We start from the raw sequence: 22555 nt of genomic DNA on the forward strand, positions 1-22555 counted from the left end.
CGGGCGGCGCCGCTTAGCGTGGCGGGCCGTGGACGACCCGTTCACCCGAGAGATCATCAACGACAAGCTCGTCGCCGTCGCGGCCGAGATGGGCGAGGTGCTGGCCCGGACCAGCATGAGCCCGATCGTCTACGAGGTGCTCGACTTCGCCTGCGGCATCACCGATCCGCACGGGAACGTGATCGCCCAGACCAACGGGCTGACGCTGTTCACCGGGACGTTCGGGCCGCAGGTGCGCTCGGTGCTGGCCAAGTTCGGCCAGCGCATCGCGCCGGGTGACGTGTTCGCCACCAACGACCCGTACGGGGGCGGCACGCACGTGTGCGACGTCTGCCTGGTCGGCCCGGTGTTCGACGCCGGCGCGCTGGTCGGGTTCGCCGTGACCGTGGCCCACTGGATCGAGCTGGGCGGCGCCGTGCCGGGATCGATCCCACCCGACGCGACCGAGATCTACCAGGAGGGCCTGCGGCTGCCCTGCCTGCGCGTCGTGCGCGACGGCGCGCTGGACGAGACGGTGGTGGACCTGATCGCCGCCAACGTGCGGCTGCCGTCGACCGCGCTGGCCGACCTGGAAGCGGGGCTGGCCGCGGTGCGCGTCGGCCAGCGGGGGATCGGCGAGACGTTCGCGCGCTACGGCGCCGACACCGTGCGCGCCGCCGCCGCGGCCCGCCACGACCAGGCCGAGGCGCTGGTCCGCGCGCGCCTGGCCCTGATCCCCGACGGGCGCTACGACGCGCGCGACGTGATCGACGGCGACGGCGTGGCCGACGAGCCGATCCCGATCCAGGTGCGCGTGACCGTCGAGGGCGAGACGCTGTCGGCCGACTTCAGCGGCTCGGCGCCCGCGTCGCGCGGGCCGGTCAACTGCAGCCGCGGCGCGCTGGAGTCGGCCTGCCGGACCGCCTTCCGGGCGATCACCGATCCGCACGCGCCCAGCACCGACGGCGCCTTCCGGCCGTTCACCGTGACCTGCCCCGAGGGCACGATCTTCACCGCGCGGGAGCCGACCCCGACGGGCTGGTACTACGAGGCCACCGCCTACGCCACCGACCTGATCCTGCGCGCGCTCGCGCCGGTGCTGCCCGAGCGCCTGGGCGCCGGCAGCTACGTGTCGCTGGCCGTGAGCTACCTGGTCGGCCGGGGCGGGGCGGGCGGCGCGACGTACGTGTTGGCCGAGCCCAACGACGGCGGCTGGGGCGCGGGCCCCGACGCCGACGGCCAGAGCGGCCTGATCGCCGCCACCGACGGCGACACCTACAACCTGCCCGTCGAGGTGGTCGAGTCGCGCTTCCCGGTGCGCGTCGAGCGCTACGCGCTGGATGCGCCCACCGCGGCGGGCGCGGGCCGCCGGCGCGGCGGGCTGGGCGTGGTGCGCGAGTACACGGTGCTCGATCCCGCCGGCGCGGTCTCGTTCGGGTCGATGGGCGGCTCGCGGCGGCAGCCGTGGGGGCTGGGCGGCGGCGCCGACGGCTCGACCAACCACTTCCGCTACGGCGACGAGCGCATCGGCCGCGTGACCCGGCGCGAGCTGGCCTACGGCGAGCGGGTGACGATGGTCACCGCGGCCGGGGGCGGCTTCGGCGACCCGCGCGATCGCGAGCCCGAGCGCGTGCGCGCCGACGTGCTCGACGGCTACATCACGCCGCACATCGCCCGGGACGTCTACGGGGTCGCGGAGTGAGCCTGCGCGTGGCCACCGACGTCGGTGGCACGTTCACCGATCTGGTCGCCTACGACGAGGTGACGGGCGCCGTCCACGCCACGAAGGTCCCGACGACGCCGCCGCAGTTCGCCGAGGGCGTGCTGGCCGCGCTGGAGCAGGGCGAGATCGACCTGGCCGACGTGCGCGTCCTGCTGCACGGCTGCACGGTCGTCATCAACGCGATCACCGAGCGCAGCGGCGCGCGCACCGCGCTCATCACCACCCAGGGCTTCCGCGACGTGCTGGAGATCGCCCGTGGCAACCGGCCCGACATGTACGACATGCGCTACCGCAAGCCGGAGCCGTTCGTCCCGCGGCGCCTGCGCTTCGAGGTCGACGAGCGCATCGGTCCCGACGGCGCGGTCGTGCGCCCGCTGCGGCCCGGTCAGGTCGCCGCGGTGGCCGAGGCCTGCCGCGCGGCCGGCGTCGAGGCGGTCGCCGTGTGCCTGCTGCACGCCTACGCCAACCCCGCCCACGAGCGCGCCGTCGGCGCGGCGCTGGCCGACCTGCTGCCCGACCTGCCGATCAGCCTGTCCAGCGACGTCGCGCCGCAGTGGCGCGAGTACGAGCGCAGCTCCACCACGGTGCTCAACGCCTACGTGCAGCCGGTCGTCGAGCGCTATCTGGACGACCTCGACGGGCGCGTGGCCCGCCGGGGCCTGACCGGCGAGCTGCGCGTGATGCAGTCCAGCGGCGGCACCGCGTCGGTCGCCCGCACCCGTGCGCTGCCGATCCACCTGGTCGAGTCGGGCCCGGCGGGCGGCATCGCCGGCGCGGCCGAGATCGGCCGCCACCTGGGCGACCAGCGCGTCCTCTACCTCGATATCGGCGGCACGACGGCCAAGTGCACGGTCATCCGCGACGGCACGCCCGAGCAGACCACCGACTACCACGTGGAGCGCTCGCCGACCAGCGCCGGCATCCCGGTCAGCGTCCCGGTCGTCGACATCGTCGAGATCGGCGCGGGCGGCGGCTCGCTGGCCCGCGTGGCCGCCAACGGCGCGCTGACCGTCGGCCCCCAGAGCGCGGGCGCGGTGCCCGGGCCGGCCTGTTACGGACAGGGCGGCACCGAGCCGACCGTGACCGACGCGATGGTCGTGGCCGGCGTGATCGACCCCGAGTACTTCCTGGGCGGGCGCCTGGCGCTGGACGCCGACGCCGCCTGGTCCGCGCTCGGCCGCCTGGGCGAGCGCCTCGGCCTGGACCCGGCGCGCACCGCCGCCGGCGTGCTGCGCCTGGCCAACGCGCGCATGCACAACGCGCTGCGCCTGGTCTCCGTCCATCGCGGGCACGATCCGCGCGACTTCACGCTGGTGGCCAGCGGCGGCGGCGGCCCGCTGCACGCGGTGCTGCTCGGCGCCGAGCTGCAGGTGCGCCGCACGGTGATCCCGCCGCTGCCCGGCTACTTCTCGGCCTGGGGGATGCTCGTGGCCGAGCCGCGCGTGGACCTGGCCCGCACCCACGTCGCCGCGCTGGAGGCGCTGGCCGACGGCGGGCTGCGCGAGCGGTTCGCCCCGCTGGAGCGCGAGGCGCTGGCGCTGCTGGGGGAGACCGGCGGGGCGCAGGGCGCGGTGCGCCGGCGCTGGTCGCTGGAGATGCGCTACCGCGGTCAGGAGCACGGCGTCGAGGTCGAGCTGCCCGACCCCGGCATCGGGCCCGCCGCGCTGCGCGAGCGCTTCCACGCCGCGCACGAGCAGCGCTACACGTTCGCGCTGCCCGACGAGGCCGTCGAGGTGGTCACGCTGCGCCTCGGCGTGGCCCACGCGATCGCGCGCCCGCGCCCGTCGGTGCCCGAGGGCATCCAGCGCACGCGGGTGGCGATGCGCTCGGTGGACCTGACCGGCAGCGACCCGGTCGACTACGCGGTCGTCGATCGCGACCGGCTGGGCGTCGGCTTCCGGGCCGAAGGCCCGGTGCTCGTGCAGGAGGCGTCGTCGACCACGGTCGTGCCGCCCGGGCACGCGCTCGAGGTGGACGCCGGCGGGAACCTCGTGGTCAGCGCCCGCTGAGTCCGAGCTCGACGGCGCGTGAAACGGCGGCCGCGCGACTGTGCACGTCGAGCTTGGCGAACAGGTGGTTGACGTGGTACTGGACGGTCTTGGCGCTGACGTTCAGGCGCTCGCCGATCTCGCGGTAGGTCAGATCGGTGTGCAGGAGCTCGAGGATCTCGGCCTCGCGGCCGGTCAGCGTCACGGCACCGGGCTCGGGCGCGGACTCGGCTCCGCCGGTGCTGCGCACGGCCTCCAGCAGCTGATCGGCGCTGGCCGCCTTGGAGACCAGCCCGTGGACGCCGGCGTCGAGCATCGCCCGGGCGGCGGCGGCATCGGCCAGCGAGGTGGTGCCGATCACCCGGGCCTGCGGCGCCTCACGGACGATCGAGCGCGTCACCTCGGCGGCGCGAACCGGCAGGTGCAGGTCGAGCAGCACGACGCGCGGCTGCAGCGTGCGGGCCAGGCGGATCGCGGTCGCGTGGTCGTGGGCCTCGCCGACCACGCACAGGTCGGGCGCGCGCTCGACCAGCGCGCGCAGCCCCTCGCGCACGACGGTCTGGTGGTCGACGACGAGCACGCGCAGCGGCGCGTCGCCCAGCGGCTCGATGCGCAGCGGCTCGGTGTCGGCGAACGCGGCCAGCAGCGGCGCCAGCCCGCCGTCGGGCCGGACCAGCGGGAGCGACACGTCGACCTCGGTGCCGCGCCCGGGGGCGCTGCGCAGCGCCAGCTCGCCGCCGCCCAGGCGGACCTGCTCGCGGACCAGGAAGAGCCCCGCGCCGGCGCCGTCGGCCTGCGGGCGGTGCTCACGCACGCCGGGCATCATGCCGATCCCGTCGTCGCGCACGACCAGCCGGCAGCGGCCGCCGACGGCGGCCAGGCGCACGGTCACGCGATGGGCGGCGCTGTGGCGGCGCGCGTTGGACAGCAGCTGGCGGGCGATCGCGTACAGCGCGGTCGACTGGGCCGCGTCCAGCGTGCCCAGATCCACGGGCTTTGCCAGCTCGACTGCCGCGCCCAGCTCGTCGGCCACGATCGCCAGCTGGGCCTCCAGCAGCCCCTCCAGGTGCTCGGGGCCGACCGGGGTGGAGCGCAGCTCCCACAGCAGCTCGCGCATCCCGCGCAGGGCGCCGTCGAGCATCGGCTCCAGCGCCCAGGTGGGCTCGCCGTGGTCGACCGCGCGACGGGCCGCGGTCAGGTCGTCGATCACCCGGTCGTGCATCTCGCGTGAGACGCGCGAGCGCTCGGAGGTGGCGCCCAGCTCGCGGGCGCGCTGCTCGGCCTCGCGGGCCAGGCGCACCGACTCCAGGTACGGCCCGAGGTGGTCGGCCAGCAGGAAGGCGACCACGCGCGTGCCCTCGCCGGCCAGGTCGGCGCCGCCGCGGAAGGTCAGCGACCCGATGCGCCGGGAGCGGGCGCGCAGGGGCACGGTCAGCACGGTCGGCGCGGCGCCCTCGACGACGTGCGTGGCGTCGGTCAGCAGGCAGGCGGCGCCCGGCGCCGCCGCCGTCGGCTGTTCGCCCAGGTCGGCCCAGCCGGCGTCGGGGTGGGCCGAGAAGGCCCGGCACGTGGTCGGGCCCGAGACCAGGCGGACCTCCAGCCCGGCGCACGGGATCGCCTTGACCAGCTCGCTGGCGAAGGTCGACAGCACGCCGCGCTCGTCGACCGAGCCGGCCACCGCGGAGGAGATCGCGTTCAGGCGCAGCTGCAGGTCGCGCTGGCGCTGCAGCTGGGCGCGCGTCTCCTGCTCCAGCAGCAGCGAGCGGAACGTCCACACGAACGGGGCCAGGCGCTCGGACAGGACCGTGGCCAGCGCGAAGTCGTCGTCGCTGAACGGCCCGTGTGGCGCGCCCCGCCCGCAGCACATCACGCCGAACACGGCGCCGTCGACCATCAGCGGCAGGATCAGGCCGTAGCGCAGGCCGCCGCGCATCGTGGCCAGCTCCAGCGCGTTGTCGGTGGCCAGCACGAGCGGGTCGTGCGGGTAGTCGTCGAAGCGGCGGGCCTGGCCGTCGTGGACCGAGTGGCGGATCGTGAACTGCTCCAGCGGATAGCGCACGCCGGTGGCAAAGCCGTTCCACAAGGCGCTCTCGCCCTCGACGGCGTACGGCCCGTCGCGGAAGCTCGCGCCCAGGTATCCGAACGTGGCGCCGTCCTCGGACAGCAGCTCGACGTCGACGTGGTGATGGTCGACCCACTGGGCCAGCTCGTCGGAGAACACCCGCAGGAAGCGCTCGGGCGACAGGCCGGCGCTCATCGCCGAGGCCAGGGCCCGCAGCAGGCGCACCTCGCACTCGTCATGGTCGATCGCCGCCGTGCGCATCGCCCGGGCGACGGTAGTCGGCGGCGACCGCTCAACGCCCACGTTCCGGCCGAGGGTCGACACCGGTTCGACCGTCGGTCCCACAGCCTGGGCGATGACCGGGGCACGACTAGGCGATCACCGGGGATACACCGCGCGTGAGGCCCGGTTGGCTGGCCGCATGAAACTCGGCATCGACACCGGGGGCACGTTCACCGACATCGTGGCGGTGGAGGACGACGGCACGTTGCGCGTCGAGAAGGTCCCCTCCAGCACCCCCGGCGACCCATCGGGCATCCTCGCGGGCATCGACCACGCGATCGGCTCGATGGACACCGTGGACCTGTTCATCCACGGCACCACGATGGCCACGAACGCGCTCATCGAGAAGAAGGGCGCCACGTGCGCCCTGATCGCGACGGACGGCTTCCGCGACGTGCTGGAGCTGCGCCGCGCCCACCGCCCGCGCGAGGGCATGCTCGACATCCAGTGGGACCCGCCGGCCGTGCTGATCCCGCGCCGGATGCGCTTCACGATCACCGAGCGCATCGACTACCGCGGCGACGTGCTGATCGAGCTGGACGAGGACTCCGTGCGCTCCGTGCTGGAGCGCTGCGTGGCCAACGGCGTCGACGCCGTCGCCGTCTCGCTGATCAACGCCTTCAAGAACCCGGCCCACGAGCGGCGCGTCGGCGAGCTGATCGCCGAGCTGCTGCCCGACGCCTACGTGACGCTGTCGCACGCGCTGGTGCCGCTGGCCCGCGAGTTCGAGCGCACCTCGACGGTGGCCGCCAACGTCTTCGTCGGGCCGCAGATGCAGTCCTACCTGGACGGCGTCGACGCCGGCTGCCGCGAGCGCGGCCTGCGCGGCTCGCTGATGCTTATGCAGTCCCACGGCGGCGTGGCGCCGGCCGACGCGGCGGCGGCCACGCCGGTGCGCGCGGCCAACAGCGGCCCGGTGGCCGGCGTCGTGGCCGCCACCGCGGCGGGCGCCTCGGTCGGGCTGGCCGACCTGGTGTCCTTCGACATGGGCGGCACCAGCTGCGACATCTCGGTGATCCGCGACGGCAAGCCGATCATCACCGACGAGTCCGAGGTCGAGTTCGGCATCCCGGTCCTGTTCCCGAGCGTGCTGATCGAGACGATCGGCGCGGGCGGCGGCTCGATCGCCTGGGTCGACAAGCAGGGCCACCTGCGCTCCGGTCCGCACTCGGCGGGCGCCCGTCCCGGCCCGGCCTGTTACGGGCGCGGCGGGACGCAGGCGACGACCACCGACGCGCACGTCGTGCTGGGCACGCTGGGCGCGCAATCGCTGCTGGCCGGTCAGATGGACCTCGATCGCCAGGCGGCCTTCACCGCCGTCGAGGCGCTGGCCGAGCAGCTCGGCGAGGACCCGATGGTCACGGCCGCGGGCATCATCCGCGTGGCCAACTCGATCATGGAGCAGGGCGTGCGCCGCATGACGCTGGAGCTCGGACACGACCCGCGGGACCTGACGCTCGTCGCGTTCGGCGGCGCCGGCCCGGTGCACGCGGCGGCGGTGGCCAAGGCGATGCGCATCCCGCAGGTGCTGGTGCCGCCGCGCCCCGGCGTGGCCTCGGCCATCGGGCTGCTGGCCACCGACGTGCGCACGGACACGATCGAGTCGGTCGGCGTGGCGATCCCGCGCCTGGAGCCCCAGGCGCTCCTGGAGGCGCTCGAGCGCGGGGCGCGCGAGGTGCGCTCCCGGCTGGAGCGCGACTTCGCCTCCAGCGCGATCGACGTCGAGTACACGCTGAACATGAAGTACGCGGGGGGCATCGACGCGCAGACGATCCCGATCCCGGTGTCGCTGCTGGAGCCGTCGCGCACCTGGCTGGACGAGCTCACGCACCGCTACCACGAGGTGCACGAGACGCGCTTCAGCTACTCGGCCCGCAACTACCCGGTGGAGATCGAGTCGGTTCGCGTCGAGGGCATCGGCCGCATCGACGCGACGACGCTGAAGCGCGCCGAGCGGGTGGAGGCCGGCGAGCCGTACACGCGCGAGGTGTACTTCGCCGACGAGGGCCGCGCCTTCGACACGCCGGTGCTGCGCCGCGAGGCGCTCGTGCCCGGCGAGCGCATCCCCGGGCCGGCCGTGATCGAGCAGTACGACGCGACCACGGTGGTCGAGCCGGGCATGACCGCCTGGCTGGACGAGGCCGACAACATCCGCATCGACATCGAAGGAATCGCCTGATGGAGCCTGTGCAACCCGTCGACCGCTTCACGATCGAGGTGCTGCGCAACTCGTTCGCCTCGATCGTCGACGAGATGGGCGTGATGCTGATGCGCTGTGCGATGTCGCCGGTCATCACCCAGGGCCGCGACTTCAGCGGCGCGGTGCTGACCGCCGACGGCGAGCTCGTGATGCAGGGCGCGTTGGTGCTGCCGGGACATGTGGGCACGATGCCCTTCACGGTCCAGGCGATCCTCGAGGACTTCGGCGGCGACATCCAGCCGGGCGACGTCTTCACCACCAACGACCCGCACCGCGGGGGCACGCACCTGCCGGACATCCGCATGGTCAAGCCGATCTTCGACGGCGACCAGCTGATCGCGTTCCTGATCAACTGCGGCCACTTCACCGACGTGGGCGGCGCGCTGCCGTCGAGCTTCGTGGCCAACGCCAAGGACATCTACGCCGAGGGCCTGCTGATGCCCCCGGTGAAGTTCGTCGAGGCGGGCAAGCGCAACGACCGGATCCTGGAGATCTTCCTGTCCAACTGCCGCCTGCCGGACATGAACCGGGCCGACCTGCTCGGCCTGGCCGCCTCGCTGGAGCTGGGCGAGGGCCGCATGCGCGGCCTGATCGACAAGTACGGCAGCGACACGATCCTGGCCATGTTCGAGGAGCACATGGCCTCCAACGCGCAGGGGCTGCGCGACATCGTCTCCGGGCTGCCCGACGGGACGTACTCGATGACCGACTACATCGACCACGACCCGGGCTCCAAGAGCGACGCGCCGATCACCTGCATCCTCGACCTGGTCGTCGAGGGCGACCAGCTGACGTTCGACTACACGCGCTCGGATCCGCGGGCCAAGGGCGCCGTCAACGCGCCGCTGCCCGTGACCACGTCCGGCGTGGTCACGGCGGTCAAGTCGATCTTCCCCGAGCTGGAGATGTGTGGCGGGATCAACCGGGCGATCACCATCAAGACGATCCCCGACTCGATCTTCCACGCGCTGCGCCCGGCGCCGGTGTCGGGCATGAGCGGCGCGCCCTTCCAGCGCTCCGTGGACCTGGTCTACGGGTGCATGGCCCAGATCGTCCCCGAACGGGTGATGGCCTGCCCGGCCACCGAGACGAACTTCGTGGGGGCGGGCAAGGACCTGCGCGAGGACACGTTCACCGAGGACTACATCTTCTACGTGTGGACGGAGGGCGGCTACGGGGCGCGCCACGATCGCGACAACGGGACGTTCATGACGCTGTTCGCGTCGGGCTCGATGAACCAGTCGGCCGAGCTGTACGAGCAGCTGTACCCGGTGCTGTGGGAGCGGATGGAGTTCATCACCGACTCCGGCGGCCCCGGTCGCCAGCGCGGCGGCCTGGGCGACCTGCGCCGGCTGAAGCTGACCAACACCGACGGCGCGTCGCTGTCGAGCTTCGGCGACCGCGAGAAGCATCCGGCCTGGGGCCTGTTCGGCGGCCAGCACGGCGGCAACCAGGGGTTCTCGATCAACCGGGGCACCGACAAGGAGAACAACGTCGGCGTCATGACCACCGGTCACGACGCCGAGTCCGGCGACTTCCTCGACTACTGGTCGGGCGGGGGAGGTGGGTTCGGCGATCCGCTGGACCGCGATCCCGCGCTCGTGCTCGAGGACGTCAAGGACGACTACGTCAGCACCGCTGCCGCGCTGCGCGAGTACGGCGTCGTCGTGCTGACGCCCGGCCTGCGCTACGACGACTGGTCCGTCGACGAGGCGGCCACCCAGCAGGAGCGCGCGGCCCGCCGCGCCTGAGACCCACCCCGACAACCGAAAGGACCGCACCCCGATGGCCAACCGCGTCTTCTTCCTCAACACCCTCCACGAGGGCACCGATCCCGCCGAGTACGAGGCCTGGATCCGACGCGTCGACTACCCGATCGCGCGCTCAAAGGAGCCGATCCTCAGCTACGAGGTGACGCGCCTGGAGGGCAACCTGGACGGCAGCGACGACGCGCTGCCCGCCCAGTACCTCGAGGTGGTCGAGATCACCGACCTGGACTCCTACACCACCGGTCTGTCGACCGACGAGGAGGTCGTCCAGCTGCTGAAGGAGTGGGCCACCTACGTGGCGTCGTCGGTCGCCGTGCACGGCGAGCTGATCGTCTAATTGCACTTCATCGCGCCGCCGGGTTCGTGCGGCGCGATGAAGAAAGGCCGGGGTCCGCGCTTCAGCATCCGGTCCATGCAGATCTCGCGGACCCCGACCCCGGCGCTGGACCTCCAGGGCGTCGAGGTGCGGCGGCCGGAGAGCGTCGACGCCGCGGTCGCGCTCCTCGACGACCTCGGACCCGACGCGGCGCCGCTGGCCGGCGCGACCTGGGTCATGCGCGCCGCCCAGCTGGGTCGCTCGCTGGCGCCGGTGCAGGTCGCGCTGGCCGGTGCGCGCGAGCTGCGCGGCACCGATCTGGTGGCCGACGGGATCGTCCTCGGGGCGCTCAGCACCCACACGCAGCTGGCGGCCGTGCCCGCCGCCGGCGCGGCCTACGAGGTCGTGCGCCGGGCCGCGGCGATCTCCGCCTTCCCGGCCGTGCGCAACATGGCCACGATCGGCGGCAACCTGGCCACGATCGCCTTCGCCGAGGCCGATCTGGTGCCCGCGCTGCTGGCCGCGCAGGCCACGGTGCGCCTGACCGCGGCCGACACGCGCGCCGAGTTCGCGGTCGCCGACTTCCTGCCCATCCGCGGCCAGCGCTCGACCAGCGAGCTGATCACCTCGGTGCGGGTGCCCCTGCCCGCCGGACGCCACTCCACCTATGAGCGCCTGACCGTGCGCGGCGGGGGCGAGTACGCCGTCGCCGCCGTGGCCGTGTCGGTCGACGTCGCCGCCGACGGCACCGTCGTCGACGCGCGCATCGCACCCGGCTCGGTCGAGGCGACGTCGCGGCTGCTGACGGGCGCCGCCGGCGCGCTGCTCGGGGCGCCGCTCAGCGACGACACGATCGAGGCGGCGGCCACCTCGGCCGGTGCCGAGGTCCGCCCGCGCGACGGCCTGGACGCCCCGGCCTGGTACCGCGCCCAGGTGCTGCCGGTGCTCGTGCGCCGCGCGCTGCGGCGACTGACCACGACCGAGGAGGCGACGGCGTGACCACCCGCCTGACCGTCAACGGGCAGAACCACGAGGTCGAGGTCGACGGCCTGACCTCGCTGCTGACCGTGCTGCGTGACGATCTCGCGCTGACCGGGGCCAAGCCCGGCTGCGAAGAGGGGCGCTGCGGCTCGTGCACCGTGCTGATCGACGGCGACCCGGTCGTCGCCTGCCTGACGCCCGCGGTCCTGGCCGACGGGCGCCAGGTGCGCACCGTCGAGGGGCTGAGCGCGCCGGACGCGTCGCTGTCGCCGCTGCAGGACGCGCTGCTGGAGCACGGCGGCGTGCAGTGCGGCGCGTGCATCCCCGGCGTGCTGATGTCGCTGACCGCGTTGCTGGAACGCGAGCCCCCGCCCGATCGCGGCGACGTCGAGACCGCGCTCAGCGGCAACATCTGCCGCTGCACGGGCTACCAGAAGATCGTCGACGGGGCGCTGGCCGCCGCGGGGGCCAGCCGATGAGCCTGGCCCCGGCCGTCGGCGCCAGCGTCCGCCGCTCCGACGGCGACGCCAAGGTGCGCGGCGACGCGATCTACACCTTCGACCACGTCGAGAACGGCATGCTGCAGTCGCGGCTGCTGCGTTCGCCGGTGGCCGCCGCGCGGATCGTGCGCCTGGACGTGACCGCCGCGCGGGCGCTGCCTGGCGTGCGCGCGATCCTGACCGCCGCCGACGTGCCGGCGGTGATCAGCGGGTGGATGGTCAAGGACCAGCCCGCGTTCGCCTCCGAGGAGATCCGCTACCGGGGCGAGCCGATCGCCGCGGTGGCCGCCGACACGCTGGCCCAGGCCGAGGCGGCGGTGGCCGCGATCGAGCTCGAGCTCGAGGAGCTGGAGGCGCTGACCACGCCGGCGCAGGCGCTGGCACCCGGCGCGCGCACGATCCATCCCGACGTCGCGTCCTACGGGGCGGTCGGCGAGAGCGGCCCGCGGGAGAACAACGTGGTGTGGCACTCGCGCATCGACCGCGGCGACGTCGCCGCGGCCTTCGCGGCGGCCCACCTGATCGTCGAGGACGAGATCGCGGTGCCCCGCCAGCACCAGTCGCCGATCGAGCCGCACGTGGCCGTGGCCCGCTACGAGAGCGGTCGCTTCGTGATCCACACCTCGACGCAGTACCCGTACCTGGTCCGCGACCGCGTGGCCGAGCTGTTCGGCATCCCGCCGGCCAAGGTGCGCGTGATCGTGCCGACCGTGGGCGGCGGCTTCGGCGGCAAGCTCGACGCGCTGCTGGAGCCCTACGCCGCCATGCTGGCCCGCGCCACCGGCCGCCCGGTGCGCCTGTCCAACACGCGCCGCGAGGAGCTGGAGACCGCCGGGCCGCGCGAGAACGCGACCGTGCGGCTGCGCACCGCGGTCGCCGCCGACGGCGAGCTGCTGGCCCAGGAGGGCTGGTTCGTCGTCGACAACGGCGCCTACTCCGGCGAGACCCCGGGCTGCGCGACCGCCGCGCCGCTGGTCACCGCCGGGCCCTACCGGATCCCCGCCGTGGCCTACGACGTCCAGGTCGCCTACACCAACTCCCCGCCGACCGCCGCCTTCCGGGGCGTGTGCGGGCCGTACTGCGTGCTGGCCCAGGAGCTGCACCTCGACCACGTGGCCCGCGAGCTGGGCCTGGACCGCCGGGCCTTCCGCGCGCGCAACGTGCTCGTCGCCGGCGAGTCGATGGTCAACGGCCAGCCGCTGCCCGACGCCTTCATCGAGGGCGCGATGGCGCGCCTGGCCGAGCTCGCGCCGTGGGCGCCCGACGCGCCGCCCACCCGGCCGGGCTGGTTGCGGGGCACGGCGATCGTCCCGCTCGTGTGGCTGACCAACCCGAATCCCGCGGGCGCCAACGTCAAGCTCAACGAGGACGGGTCGGTCACCGTGATCAGCGGCGGCACCGAGATCGGCACCGGCGCGATGACCACCAGCGTGCGCCAGATCGTCGCCGACGAGCTCGGCCTGTCCGTCGAGGAGGTCTACCTGGCCGAGACCGACACCGACTCCGGCACCTACGACGGCGGCGCGCAGGGCAGCCGCACGACGTTCGGCGTCGGCGCGGCCGCGCAGGACGCGGCCGAGGGCGTGCGCCGGCAGATCGCCGAGATCGCCGCCGACATGCTCGAGGCCAGCCCCGACGACATCGAGCTGCGCGACGGAGGCGCCGCGGTCGTCGGCTCGCCCGACTCGAAGGTCGCGCTCGCCGCGGTGGCCCAGACGGCGCTGTGGGGCAGCGGGCCGATCAGCGCCAGCGGCAAGTTCATCACGCCGCCGCTGCCCTTCGACGCCGCCTGCATGACCGGCGGCCTGCTCACCGCGCTGGGCGCGCCCAGCTTCCACGCCCACCAGGTCGAGGTCGAGGTCGATCCCGAGACCGGCCACGTCGAGATCCTGCGCTACGCGATCGTCCAGGACGTCGGCAAGGCGATCAACCCGCAGATGATCGAGGGCCAGGTCCACGGCGCCGTCATGCAGGGCATCGGCTACGCGCTGTTCGAGGAGCTGCGCGTGGAGGACGGCAACGTGCTCGACGGCAGCCTGGAGTCCTACCGGCTCCCGACTGTGGCCGACGTCGTCCCGATCGACCTGGCGCTGATCGAGATCCCGTGTGAGTACGGCCCGCTCGGCGTCAAGGGCGCAGCCGAGCCGCCGATCGTCCCCGTCGCCGCCGCGATCGCCTGTGCGGTGACCGACGCGATCGGCGCCACCCCCGCCTTCCCGATGACCCCGTTCCGCGTGCTCGAAGCGCTCGCGTCGTCCACCCACTGAAAGGAACTCACCATGGCCAGCGATCGCGCTCCCGTCGGAGCCGTCATCGGCAGCAGCCTGCCGCCCGAGCTCATCGCCCCCACCGCGAAGAAGGTCGAGGACCTCGGCTTCGGGGAGATCTGGGCGCCGGAGGACTACTTCTTCAACGGCGGCATCGCCACCGCGGCCGCCGCCCTGGCCGCCACGCAGTCGACCCCCGTCGGCCTGGGGATCATCTCGGTCATGGCCCGCCATCCGGCGGTGTCGGCGATGGAGATCGCCACGCTCGAGCGGCTGTACCCCGGGCGCCTGATGCCGGGCTTCGGCCTCGGCGTGCCGCACTGGGTCGGCCAGATGGGCCTGATGCCGAAGTCGACGCTGGCCGCGCTGCGCGAGGGCGTCGGCTCGGTGCGCGCGCTCCTGTCGGGTGAGGAGGTGACCGCCGAGGGCAAGATCTTCTCGTTCGACGCGATCAAGCTCGTGCACCCACCCGAGACGGTCCCGGGCCTGCACATGGGCGTCGTCGGGCCGAAGATGCTGAACCTGTCGGGCGAGGTGGCCGACGGCACGATCATCTCGGTCCTGGCCGGCACGGCGTACGTCAAGTGGCTGCGCGAGCGCGTCGCCGAGGGCCAGGCCAAGGCCGGTCGCGAGGGCGCGCCGCACAAGGTCACGACGTTCGCCCTCTACGCTCCCGATCTCGACGGCGCGAAGGCGAAGTCGATCATTCGCCCCGTGACCGCTTTCTACCTCGCCACGATGTCCCAATCCGCCCTGGCCTCCGTGTACGGGATCCAGGACGAGCTGACCGAGATGGTGGAGCGCGGCGGCGCGGACGCGGCCGAGGTCGTGACGCGCGAGATGCCCGATCAGTGGCTCGAGGACCTGGTCATCGCCGGCACCCCGGACGAGTGCGCCGAGAAGATCCAGGCGCTGCTGGACGCGGGCTCGGACTCGGTCGCGCTGTTCCCCATGCCCGAGGACCGATCGGTGGAGGTCCTCGAGCTCACTGCGGCCGAGGTCCTGCCCAAGTTGCGAGGCTGAATGCGGATCGGGATCGACGTCGGAGGGACCAACACCGACGCCGTCCTCGTCGAGGCGGGGATGGTGCTCGCCGCGGTCAAGTGGCGCACCAGCGCCGACGTGCTGGAGGGCATCCGCGAGGCGGTGGCCGCGCTGCTGGACCGCAGCGGCGTGTCGCCCGCCGGCGTCGACTCGGTCATGGTCGGCACGACGCACTTCGGCAACGCGCTGGCCCAGGGCACCGACCTGCTCGAGGTGGCCTGCGTGCGGGTCGGTCTGCCCACCGGTGCGCTGCGCCCGCTGATCGACTGGCCGGCGCGGCTGCGCTCGGCGGTCGGCGACCACACCTTCCAGGTCAGCGGCGGGCACGAGTACGACGGGCGGCGCCTGGCGCCGCTGGACGAGGGCGCGGTGCGCGCGGTGGCCGACGACGTGGCCGCGCGCGGGCTGCGCGCAGTGGCGATCTCGTCGATCTTCTCCCCGGCCAACGACGAGTCCGAGCGGCGCGTCGCCGAGCTGATCGCCGAGGCGGTCCCGCAGGCGTCGATCAGCCTGTCCAGCGAGATCGGCCGGGTCGGCCTGCTCGAGCGCGAGAACGCGACGATCGTCAACGCCTCGCTGTCGGCGCTGGGCGCGCGCATCACCCGCGCGCTGCGCGACGCGCTGGAGGAGCTGCAGGTGCAGTGCCCGGTGTTCATCAGCCAGAACGACGGCACGCTGATGACCGCCGCCTTCGCCGAGCGCTTCCCGGTGCTGACCTTCGCCTCCGGGCCGACGAACTCGATGCGCGGCGCGGCCGTGCTGTCGGGCGAGCGCGACTGCGCGGTGATCGACATCGGCGGCACGACGACCGACCTGGGGATGCTCGTCAACGGGTTCCCGCGGGCGGCGCGCGCGACGGCGGAGCTGGCCGGCGTGCGCACGAACTTCCGCATGCCCGACCTGATCTCGCTGGGCCTGGGCGGGGGCAGCATCGTGACCGACGACGGCGCGACGATCGGGCCGCGCAGCGTGGGCTACGACCTCGTGCACCGGGCGCGGGTCTTCGGCGGCGACACGGTCACCGCGACCGACGTGGCCGTGGCCGCGGGGCGGGCCGAGATCGGCTCGCCCGAGCTGGCCCGCGAGATCGACGGGCGCACGCTGGGCATCGCGCTGGCCGAGATCGACGGCCGCGTGGCCGACGCGCTGGACCGGGTCAAGACGGCGGCGTCGGGCGACGTGCCGGTCGTGCTGGTCGGGGGTGGGGGCGTGCTGCTCAGCGACGTGCTGCCCGGCGCCACCCGTCTGATCCGCCCGTCGCACTACGCGGTGGCCAACGCGCTGGGCGCGGCGATCGCGCAGGTCGGCGGCGAGGTCGACCAGATCTTCTCGCTCGGGCACGGGCTGACGCGCGCGCAGGCGCTGGACCGCGCGCGTGAGCTGGCGGCCGAGCGGGCCGTGGATGCGGGTGCGGCGCCAGGGTCGGTGCGCATCGTGGACGTGGAGGAGATGTCGATCGCCTACGTGCCCGGCAACGCGATGCGCGTGCGGGCCAAGGCGGTCGGGGACCTCAACACCAAGGAGGAGCGCGTTGCGTCTCATCGATGAGCAGGAGCTGGAGGACATCGCGCTGGGCGCCGGCATCCTCGGAACCGGAGGCGGCGGCGACCCGTACGTGGGCAAGCTGCTGGCCCGCGAGGCGATGCGCGAGCACGGCCCCGTGTCGCTCGTGTCGCTGGACGAGCTGGACGACGACGACCTGATCATCCCGGTGGCGATGATGGGCGCGCCGACCGTGATGGTCGAGAAGCTGCCGCGGGGCGACGAGGTGCTGCACGCGTTCGAGACGCTGCAGGCGCACCTGGGCCGCAAGGCGGTGGCGACCGTGCCGATGGAGATCGGCGGGATCAACTCGATGATCCCGATCTCGCTGGCCGCGCAGGCGCACGTGCCGCTGATCGACGCCGACTTCATGGGCCGGGCCTTCCCCGAGCTGCAGATGGTCCTGCCGGGCGTGTTCGGCCGCACCGCGTCGCCGATGGCCATCGCCGACGACAAGGGCAACGCCTCGACGATCGAGGCCGTTGACAACCAGTGGACCGAGCGCCTGGCCCGCTCGCTGACCATCGACATGGGCTGCGCCGCCCTGATCGCGCTGTATCCGGCCACGGTGGCGGAGATGCGCGAGGGGGCGATCGACGGCTCGCTGACCATCGCCCGCGACCTCGGCGTGCTCGTGCGTGAGACCCGCGCCGCGCACGAGGACCCGGTGTCGGCGATCGCCCAGCGCCTGGGCGGCTACCGCATCTTCGACGGCAAGGTCGTCGACGTGCACCGCCGCACCGAGGGCGGGTTCGCCCGCGCCGAGGTGGCCATCGAGGGCCTGGGCGCCGACGCCGGCTCGACGCTGTGGCTGTACTCCCAGAACGAGCACCTCGTGGCCCAGCGCGACGGCGAGCTCGTCGCCTCGGTTCCGGATCTGATCATCGTCCTGGAGAGCGACAGCGGCCAGCCCGTGATGACCGAGGACATGCGCTACGGCTACCGCACGTCGGTCCTGGCCGTGCCCTGCGACGAGCGCTGGCGCAGCCCGGCGGGCCTGGAGATCGTCGGCCCGCGGTACTTCGGCTACGGGTTCGACTTCGTGCCGATCGAGCAGCGGATGGGCGCGGCGGGCTGACGCTGCCCGTCGTACCCGCCGCGCGCCCGAGCCGACGTCGCTCGGCACGAGCGCGGCGCGCTCAGGAAGCGGCGGCCTGGCGCTCGGCTGACGCGAATGCCGCGTCGCCGGCGCGCTCGAGCAGGCGCAGCTGCAGCTCGGCCACGAGCCGCTCGGTCGGGTCGGCCAGGTCCAGGCCGGTGGCCTCGGTGATGCGCTGGATGCGGTAGCGCAGGGTGTTGCGGTGCACGTGCAGCTGGGCCGAGGCGGCGGTGAAGTCGCCCGAGCAGTCCAGGAACACGCGCAAGGTGTGCAGCTGCCCGCCGCGGCCGTTGCGGTCGAGCTCGGCCAAGGTGGCGATCGGGCCGCGCAGCAGGCGCTGGTGCTGGGCGGCGTACTCGCTCAGCTCCTCCAGCACCGAACTCGCGCAGAACTCGTCCCAGGCGTCGATGTCGGCCACGCCGAGCTCGGCCTGACGGCGCAGCGAGCGGTCGGCGTCGGCACGGGCGATCTGCAGCGCGTCCAGGCGCCCGACCTCGCCGAACGCGGCTCCGACCTCGACGTCGAGCCGCGACGCGGCGTGGTCGACGACGTGGCGTACGAGGTCGCTGACCGCCGAACGGCTCGCGCTGCCCGGGACCAGCAGGTACAGGCGGCCGTTCTCGACCGCGATGGCCGAGCGGCGCTCCAGCGACTCCGCGCGCAGCGCGCACACGTCGGCCAGCCGCCGGCAGGTCACCTCCATCGCCGTCGGATGGTCGGCGGCCCGGCCCGGCTCGGGCGCCAGCGCGACGAGCCACGCGGGCTGATCGGTCGCGCTGCCGATGCGCCCGGCCAGCAGCCCGACGCTCGAGCGCCCGGCCAGCACACCGCGCAGGATCTCCGTGCGCAGCCGCCGGTCCACGTCCTCGGCACCGCGCAGGCGCACGAGCTCCAGCGAGGCCACGCGCGCCGCCTCGGCCAGGATCGACTCGTCCGGGCGCGAACCCTCGCCGACGATGACCGACACCCAGCCGAGGATCTCGCGGTCGGCCCGGATCGCTCGCATCAGGCGCGGTTGCGCCCCCGGCGGCTCGAGGCGCACGCAGCCGTCGTCCGACAGCAGCCGGCGCAGGTTGCCCGAGGACTCCAACCAGGCGGTGAACCACTCCGGCGGCATCCGGCGCAGGATCGAGGTCGTGGCCAGGTCGTCGGTGTCGGACTCCAGCGTGGAGAAGGCGATCACCTGCAGGCGATGGTCGTGCAGGACGACCAGCCCGCCGAGGTTGGCCGCCGCCGCGTTGGCCAGCGCGAACAGGTCGCTGAGCGGCTCGCTGCCCAGCGGCGACCCGACGCCCAGCGTCGAGGCCTCGCCGGCGGTGGCGATCACCGTGCGCAGCAGGCCGTGCAGGTCGTCCCAGGCCAGCTCGGGCGGCACGACGAGCGCGGCCACACCGGCGCGGTCGGCCGCGGTGGCCAGCAGATCCAGGTCGTCGGTGGCCTTGAAGGCGACGGCCACCGCGCCGTTGCGCCCGGCGTGCTGCAGCAGCGTCACGCCCTGCGCGCTGGAGGCGGGCACGCCGACGGCCAGCAGCAGGTCGCCGTCGCGGATCGACGGCGGCGCCGACGCGTCGTAGATCACCGGCGCGCGCACGGGCAGCGCCAGGCCGTGCGGCGCGGCGATCACGTCCAGCACCGGCGGGCCGAGGCGGTCGAGCAGCAGCTCGATCGTCGGCGTCCCGCTCGTCTCCCCATCGACCTCCCGCGGGGGCGCGGCCACCCGGCGGTCGCGGTGGGCGCGATGGTCGGCGATGACCGTCGCGGCGGGGGTGCGAGTGAGATTTCCAGGCGGCGTCATGGGGTAGGTGGCCCAGCCTAATTCGATACGCCGGGGTCTCTATCGGCCTGCGTGTACAGCGTGAGGCACCGGGGCCTCGACCGCCGGTACACCCGCTCAAAACGGGCTGAACGCGGGTGGTTTCGAGGGGTTGGACGGGCTGCCCAGAAGCGGGGCGCGAGTTCGTCAGATGCGCCGAAGTCGGCGCCGGAAGGTCGACCTACAGTTGCCGCCAACGTGACCAGGGATCGCCTCGATGGCCTCCCGCACGGCAACTGCTCCACCCCGTCAGCCTCCCCCAGGAAAGGGACCGTGACCATGCACCACCGCGCGTTCACCACGCGGCGCGTCGCTGCGCTGCTCGGCGCCGCGGCGTTGTCGGCAGGACTCGCCGCGTGCGGCGACTCCAGTGACGACTCGGGTAGTACCGGCTCGAGCACGTCGGCCAGCACCGCAGCCGCCTCATCCACCACCGCCGCCAGCACCGAGCCGATCATCATCGGTCACGCTGGGTCCTCGACCGGCTTCATGAAGACGTTCGACGATCAGGTCGCCGTCGGCATGAAGGTGGCCGCCGACGAGATCAACGCCGCGGGCGGCGTCGACGGCCGCAAGATCGAGATCGTCGCGGCCGACAGCGCGAGCGACCAGGCCAAGAGCCGCACCGCCGCGCAGCAGGTCATCGAGAAGGGCGCGCAGTTCGTCGTTCCCCCGTGCGACTACGACATCGGTGGTCCGGCGGCCCAGGCGGCCAGCCAGGAGGGCGTGCTGTCGATCGGCTGCGCCGGCGGTCCGCTGTTCGGCAAGCAGGGTCTGGGCGAGCTCGTCTTCAACACGTACGTCGGCTCGCCGACCCACGGCTCGTCGCTGGCCACGTTCGCCAACAAGCAGGGCTACAAGACGGCCTTTCTGATCCGCGACGACTCGCTGGCCTTCACCACCTCGGTCTGTGACAACTTCGACAAGGAGTTCACGGCCCTGGGCGGCAAGGTGCTGGGCACCGACGTGATGCAGAACACCGACACGTCGTTCTCCTCGCAGGTGGCTGACGTGAAGGCCGCCAACCCCGACGTCGTGATGCTGTGCTCCTACCCGACCGGCGGCGTCACCGCCCTGCGCCAGCTGCGCTCGGCGATGCCGGATGTCCCGGTGCTCGGCACCGGCGCCTACGACGGTGAGTACTGGGTCAAGACGGTCCCCGGGATCAGCGACTTCTACATCACCACCGCGGCCTCCCGCGTGGGTGGCAACGCGTCGCAGGCCCAGAACGACTTCTTCGCCGCGGTGCAGAAGGAGACGGGTGCCGAGGCGACCAGCGCGCTCTACACGATGAGCGGCTACGAGTCGGTCGAGACGATCGCCAAGGGCATCGAGAAGGCCGGCGGCTCCACCGACGGCGCCGAGGTGGCCAAGGCCCTGGAGACGTTCACGGACGAGCCGCTGCTGATGGGCCCGACCACCTACACCGCCGACTGCCACATCCCGGTCGGACGTCCGGAGGCGGTCGTCGCCTACGAGAACGGCAAGCAGAAGTTCGTCGAGGAAGTCACCGCGACGGACGTCCCGGACAAGACCTGCTGAACCGATGAACGCGCCGGACAACGGCCTGCGGGCCGAGGGCATCTCCGTCAGCTTCGGTGGCCTGCGAGCGGTCGACTCAGTCGACCTCTCGCTGGCCCCGGGGGAGATCCTCGGCCTGATCGGCCCCAACGGCGCCGGCAAGACGACGGTCGTCAACGTCCTCTCCGGCTACCAGCCCCCGACCGAAGGGTCGGTGTGGCTGGCCGGAGCGGACGTGACCGGCCGCTCACCCGCCCGGCGCCTCAAGGCCGGGCTGGCCCGCACGTTCCAGAGCGTGCGCCTGTTCCGCCACCTGACGGTCTTCGAGAACGTCGAGGCGGCGGCGTTCGGCGCCGGCGTCCACGGCGCCAAGGCGCGCGAACGCACCAACACGCTGCTCGAGCGCTTCGGCCTGGGCGCCAAGGCGGAGCACATGGCGGGCTCGCTGCCCTACGGCGAGGAGCGCTGGCTGGGCATCGCCCGGGCGCTGGCCTCCGAGCCCGCCTTCCTGCTGCTCGACGAGCCGGCCGCCGGTCTGAACGAGAGCGAGAGCGAAGAGCTTTTCCAGGTGCTCCAGCAGATGCCCGAGTCCGACGGCTGCGGGATCCTGCTGATCGAGCACGACATGGCGCTGGTCATGCGCCTGTGCCATCGCATCCAGGTCATCGACCACGGCCAGACGATCTGCGTCGGCACGCCGGCCGAGGTGCGCCGCGACCCCAAGGTGCTCGAGGCTTACCTCGGCACCGGCCACACGGAGGCGCCCCATGCTTGAGGTCGATGACCTGAAGGTCAGCTACGGCCCGATCGCCGCCCTGCGCGGCGTGTCCCTGCGCGTCGACGAGGGCGAGGCCGTCGGCCTGATCGGCCCCAACGGCGCCGGCAAGTCGACGATGCTGTCCACGATCACCGGGCAGGTCTCGCCCAAGAGCGGCTCGGTCACGTTCCTGGGCCAGGAGCTGATCGGCCGCGGGCCCGAGAAGATCGTCAAGTCCGGCATCGCCCTGGTGCCCGAGGGTCGCGAGATCTTCGGCAGCCTGAGCGTCGCGGAGAACCTGGCCATCGGCGCGACCATCCGCCGCGACGACGAGGTGCAGGCCGACCTCGAGGGGCACCTGGACCGCTTCCCGGTGCTGCGCCGCTACTACCGCAGCTCGGCGGCCAAGCTGTCGGGCGGCGAGCAGCAGCAGCTGGCGATCGTCCGCGCGCTGATGAGCCGCCCCAAGCTGCTGCTGCTGGACGAGCCGTCGCTCGGCCTGGCGCCGCTGATCGTCGATCTCGTCTTCGAGGTCCTCGGCCAGTTGCGCGAGACCGGCGTGACGATCCTGCTCGTCGAGCAGAACGCCGCCCGCACGATCGAGTTCGCCGACCGCACCTACGTGCTGCGCAACGGCCAGATCGTCGCCTCCGGCCGCTCGGAGGAGCTGGCCACCACCACCGACGTCGCCGAGCTCTACCTGGGGATCTGA

The 22555-nt window shown here is 73.3% G+C and carries 16 protein-coding genes; 14 read left to right on the top strand and 2 right to left on the bottom strand.

Going from position 1 to position 22555, the window contains the following annotated elements; translation table 11 throughout:
- Positions 1-28 precede the first annotated feature (28 nt).
- Positions 29-1681: a hydantoinase B/oxoprolinase family protein gene (locus tag ACZ5UI_RS02605; protein ID WP_464193928.1), complete on the top strand. Its 1653-nt coding sequence runs from the start codon at positions 29-31 to the stop codon at positions 1679-1681.
- A complete protein-coding gene (locus ACZ5UI_RS02610; protein WP_464193930.1) occupies positions 1678-3711 on the top strand; it encodes a hydantoinase/oxoprolinase family protein in 2034 nt (677 codons plus the stop codon). The genes ACZ5UI_RS02605 and ACZ5UI_RS02610 overlap by 4 nt, the downstream gene beginning before the upstream one ends.
- Here ACZ5UI_RS02610 and ACZ5UI_RS02615 read toward each other — a convergent pair.
- Positions 3698-6013 (bottom strand): ATP-binding protein, encoded by a 2316-nt coding sequence (locus ACZ5UI_RS02615; RefSeq protein WP_464193932.1) that lies wholly within the window; start codon positions 6011-6013, stop codon positions 3698-3700. The two genes, ACZ5UI_RS02610 and ACZ5UI_RS02615, sit on opposite strands and share 14 nt — an antisense overlap.
- Before the next feature lie 160 nt (positions 6014-6173).
- On the opposite strand from ACZ5UI_RS02615, the gene ACZ5UI_RS02620 reads away from it, so the two are divergent.
- From ACZ5UI_RS02620 to ACZ5UI_RS02660, 9 genes are all read left to right on the top strand, one after another.
- Entirely contained in the window at positions 6174-8213 is a 2040-nt protein-coding gene (locus tag ACZ5UI_RS02620) for a hydantoinase/oxoprolinase family protein (protein ID WP_464193934.1), read from the top strand.
- A complete protein-coding gene (locus tag ACZ5UI_RS02625; protein ID WP_464193936.1) occupies positions 8213-9985 on the top strand; it encodes a hydantoinase B/oxoprolinase family protein in 1773 nt (590 codons plus the stop codon). Before ACZ5UI_RS02620 ends, ACZ5UI_RS02625 begins: the two co-directional genes overlap by 1 nt.
- A 34-nt stretch (positions 9986-10019) precedes the next feature.
- Complete coding sequence (locus ACZ5UI_RS02630; RefSeq protein ID WP_464193938.1) at positions 10020-10340, top strand: hypothetical protein; 321 nt, start codon at positions 10020-10022, stop codon at positions 10338-10340.
- Between the two features lie 75 nt (positions 10341-10415).
- The gene (locus ACZ5UI_RS02635) at positions 10416-11318 is read left to right on the top strand and encodes an FAD binding domain-containing protein (RefSeq protein WP_464193940.1); all 903 of its coding nucleotides are present in this window, start codon (positions 10416-10418) and stop codon (positions 11316-11318) included.
- Positions 11315-11779 carry a (2Fe-2S)-binding protein gene (locus tag ACZ5UI_RS02640; protein WP_464193942.1) on the top strand — a complete coding sequence of 155 codons (465 nt, stop codon included), beginning with the start codon at positions 11315-11317 and terminating at the stop codon, positions 11777-11779. The genes ACZ5UI_RS02635 and ACZ5UI_RS02640 overlap by 4 nt, the downstream gene beginning before the upstream one ends.
- Positions 11776-14067 (top strand): xanthine dehydrogenase family protein molybdopterin-binding subunit, encoded by a 2292-nt coding sequence (locus tag ACZ5UI_RS02645; protein ID WP_464193944.1) that lies wholly within the window; start codon positions 11776-11778, stop codon positions 14065-14067. Before ACZ5UI_RS02640 ends, ACZ5UI_RS02645 begins: the two co-directional genes overlap by 4 nt.
- 12 nt (positions 14068-14079) lie before the next feature.
- Positions 14080-15090, top strand: coding sequence for an LLM class flavin-dependent oxidoreductase (locus ACZ5UI_RS02650; protein ID WP_464193946.1), 1011 nt, complete (start codon positions 14080-14082; stop codon positions 15088-15090).
- Positions 15091-16659, top strand: a complete 1569-nt coding sequence (locus ACZ5UI_RS02655; RefSeq protein ID WP_464193948.1) for a hydantoinase/oxoprolinase N-terminal domain-containing protein — start codon at positions 15091-15093, stop codon at positions 16657-16659.
- Positions 16643-17731, top strand: a complete 1089-nt coding sequence (locus ACZ5UI_RS02660) for a DUF917 domain-containing protein (RefSeq protein ID WP_464193950.1) — start codon at positions 16643-16645, stop codon at positions 17729-17731. Before ACZ5UI_RS02655 ends, ACZ5UI_RS02660 begins: the two co-directional genes overlap by 17 nt.
- A gap of 61 nt (positions 17732-17792) precedes the next feature.
- Here ACZ5UI_RS02660 and ACZ5UI_RS02665 read toward each other — a convergent pair whose 3' ends face one another.
- A complete protein-coding gene (locus ACZ5UI_RS02665; RefSeq protein ID WP_464193952.1) occupies positions 17793-19547 on the bottom strand; it encodes a PucR family transcriptional regulator in 1755 nt (584 codons plus the stop codon).
- Positions 19548-19844: 297 nt separating this feature from the next.
- Between ACZ5UI_RS02665 and ACZ5UI_RS02670 the strand changes: the two genes are divergently transcribed.
- Genes ACZ5UI_RS02670 through ACZ5UI_RS02680 form a run of 3 tightly spaced genes read left to right on the top strand, consistent with a single transcriptional unit; the run spans position 19845 to position 22555 of the window.
- A complete protein-coding gene (locus ACZ5UI_RS02670; RefSeq protein ID WP_464197745.1) occupies positions 19845-21107 on the top strand; it encodes an ABC transporter substrate-binding protein in 1263 nt (420 codons plus the stop codon).
- 4 nt (positions 21108-21111) lie between these two features.
- A complete protein-coding gene (locus ACZ5UI_RS02675; RefSeq protein WP_464193954.1) occupies positions 21112-21861 on the top strand; it encodes an ABC transporter ATP-binding protein in 750 nt (249 codons plus the stop codon).
- The gene (locus ACZ5UI_RS02680) at positions 21854-22555 is read left to right on the top strand and encodes an ABC transporter ATP-binding protein (RefSeq protein ID WP_464193956.1); all 702 of its coding nucleotides are present in this window, start codon (positions 21854-21856) and stop codon (positions 22553-22555) included. Before ACZ5UI_RS02675 ends, ACZ5UI_RS02680 begins: the two co-directional genes overlap by 8 nt.

This window comes from Conexibacter sp. JCM 18997 (assembly GCF_055391915.1).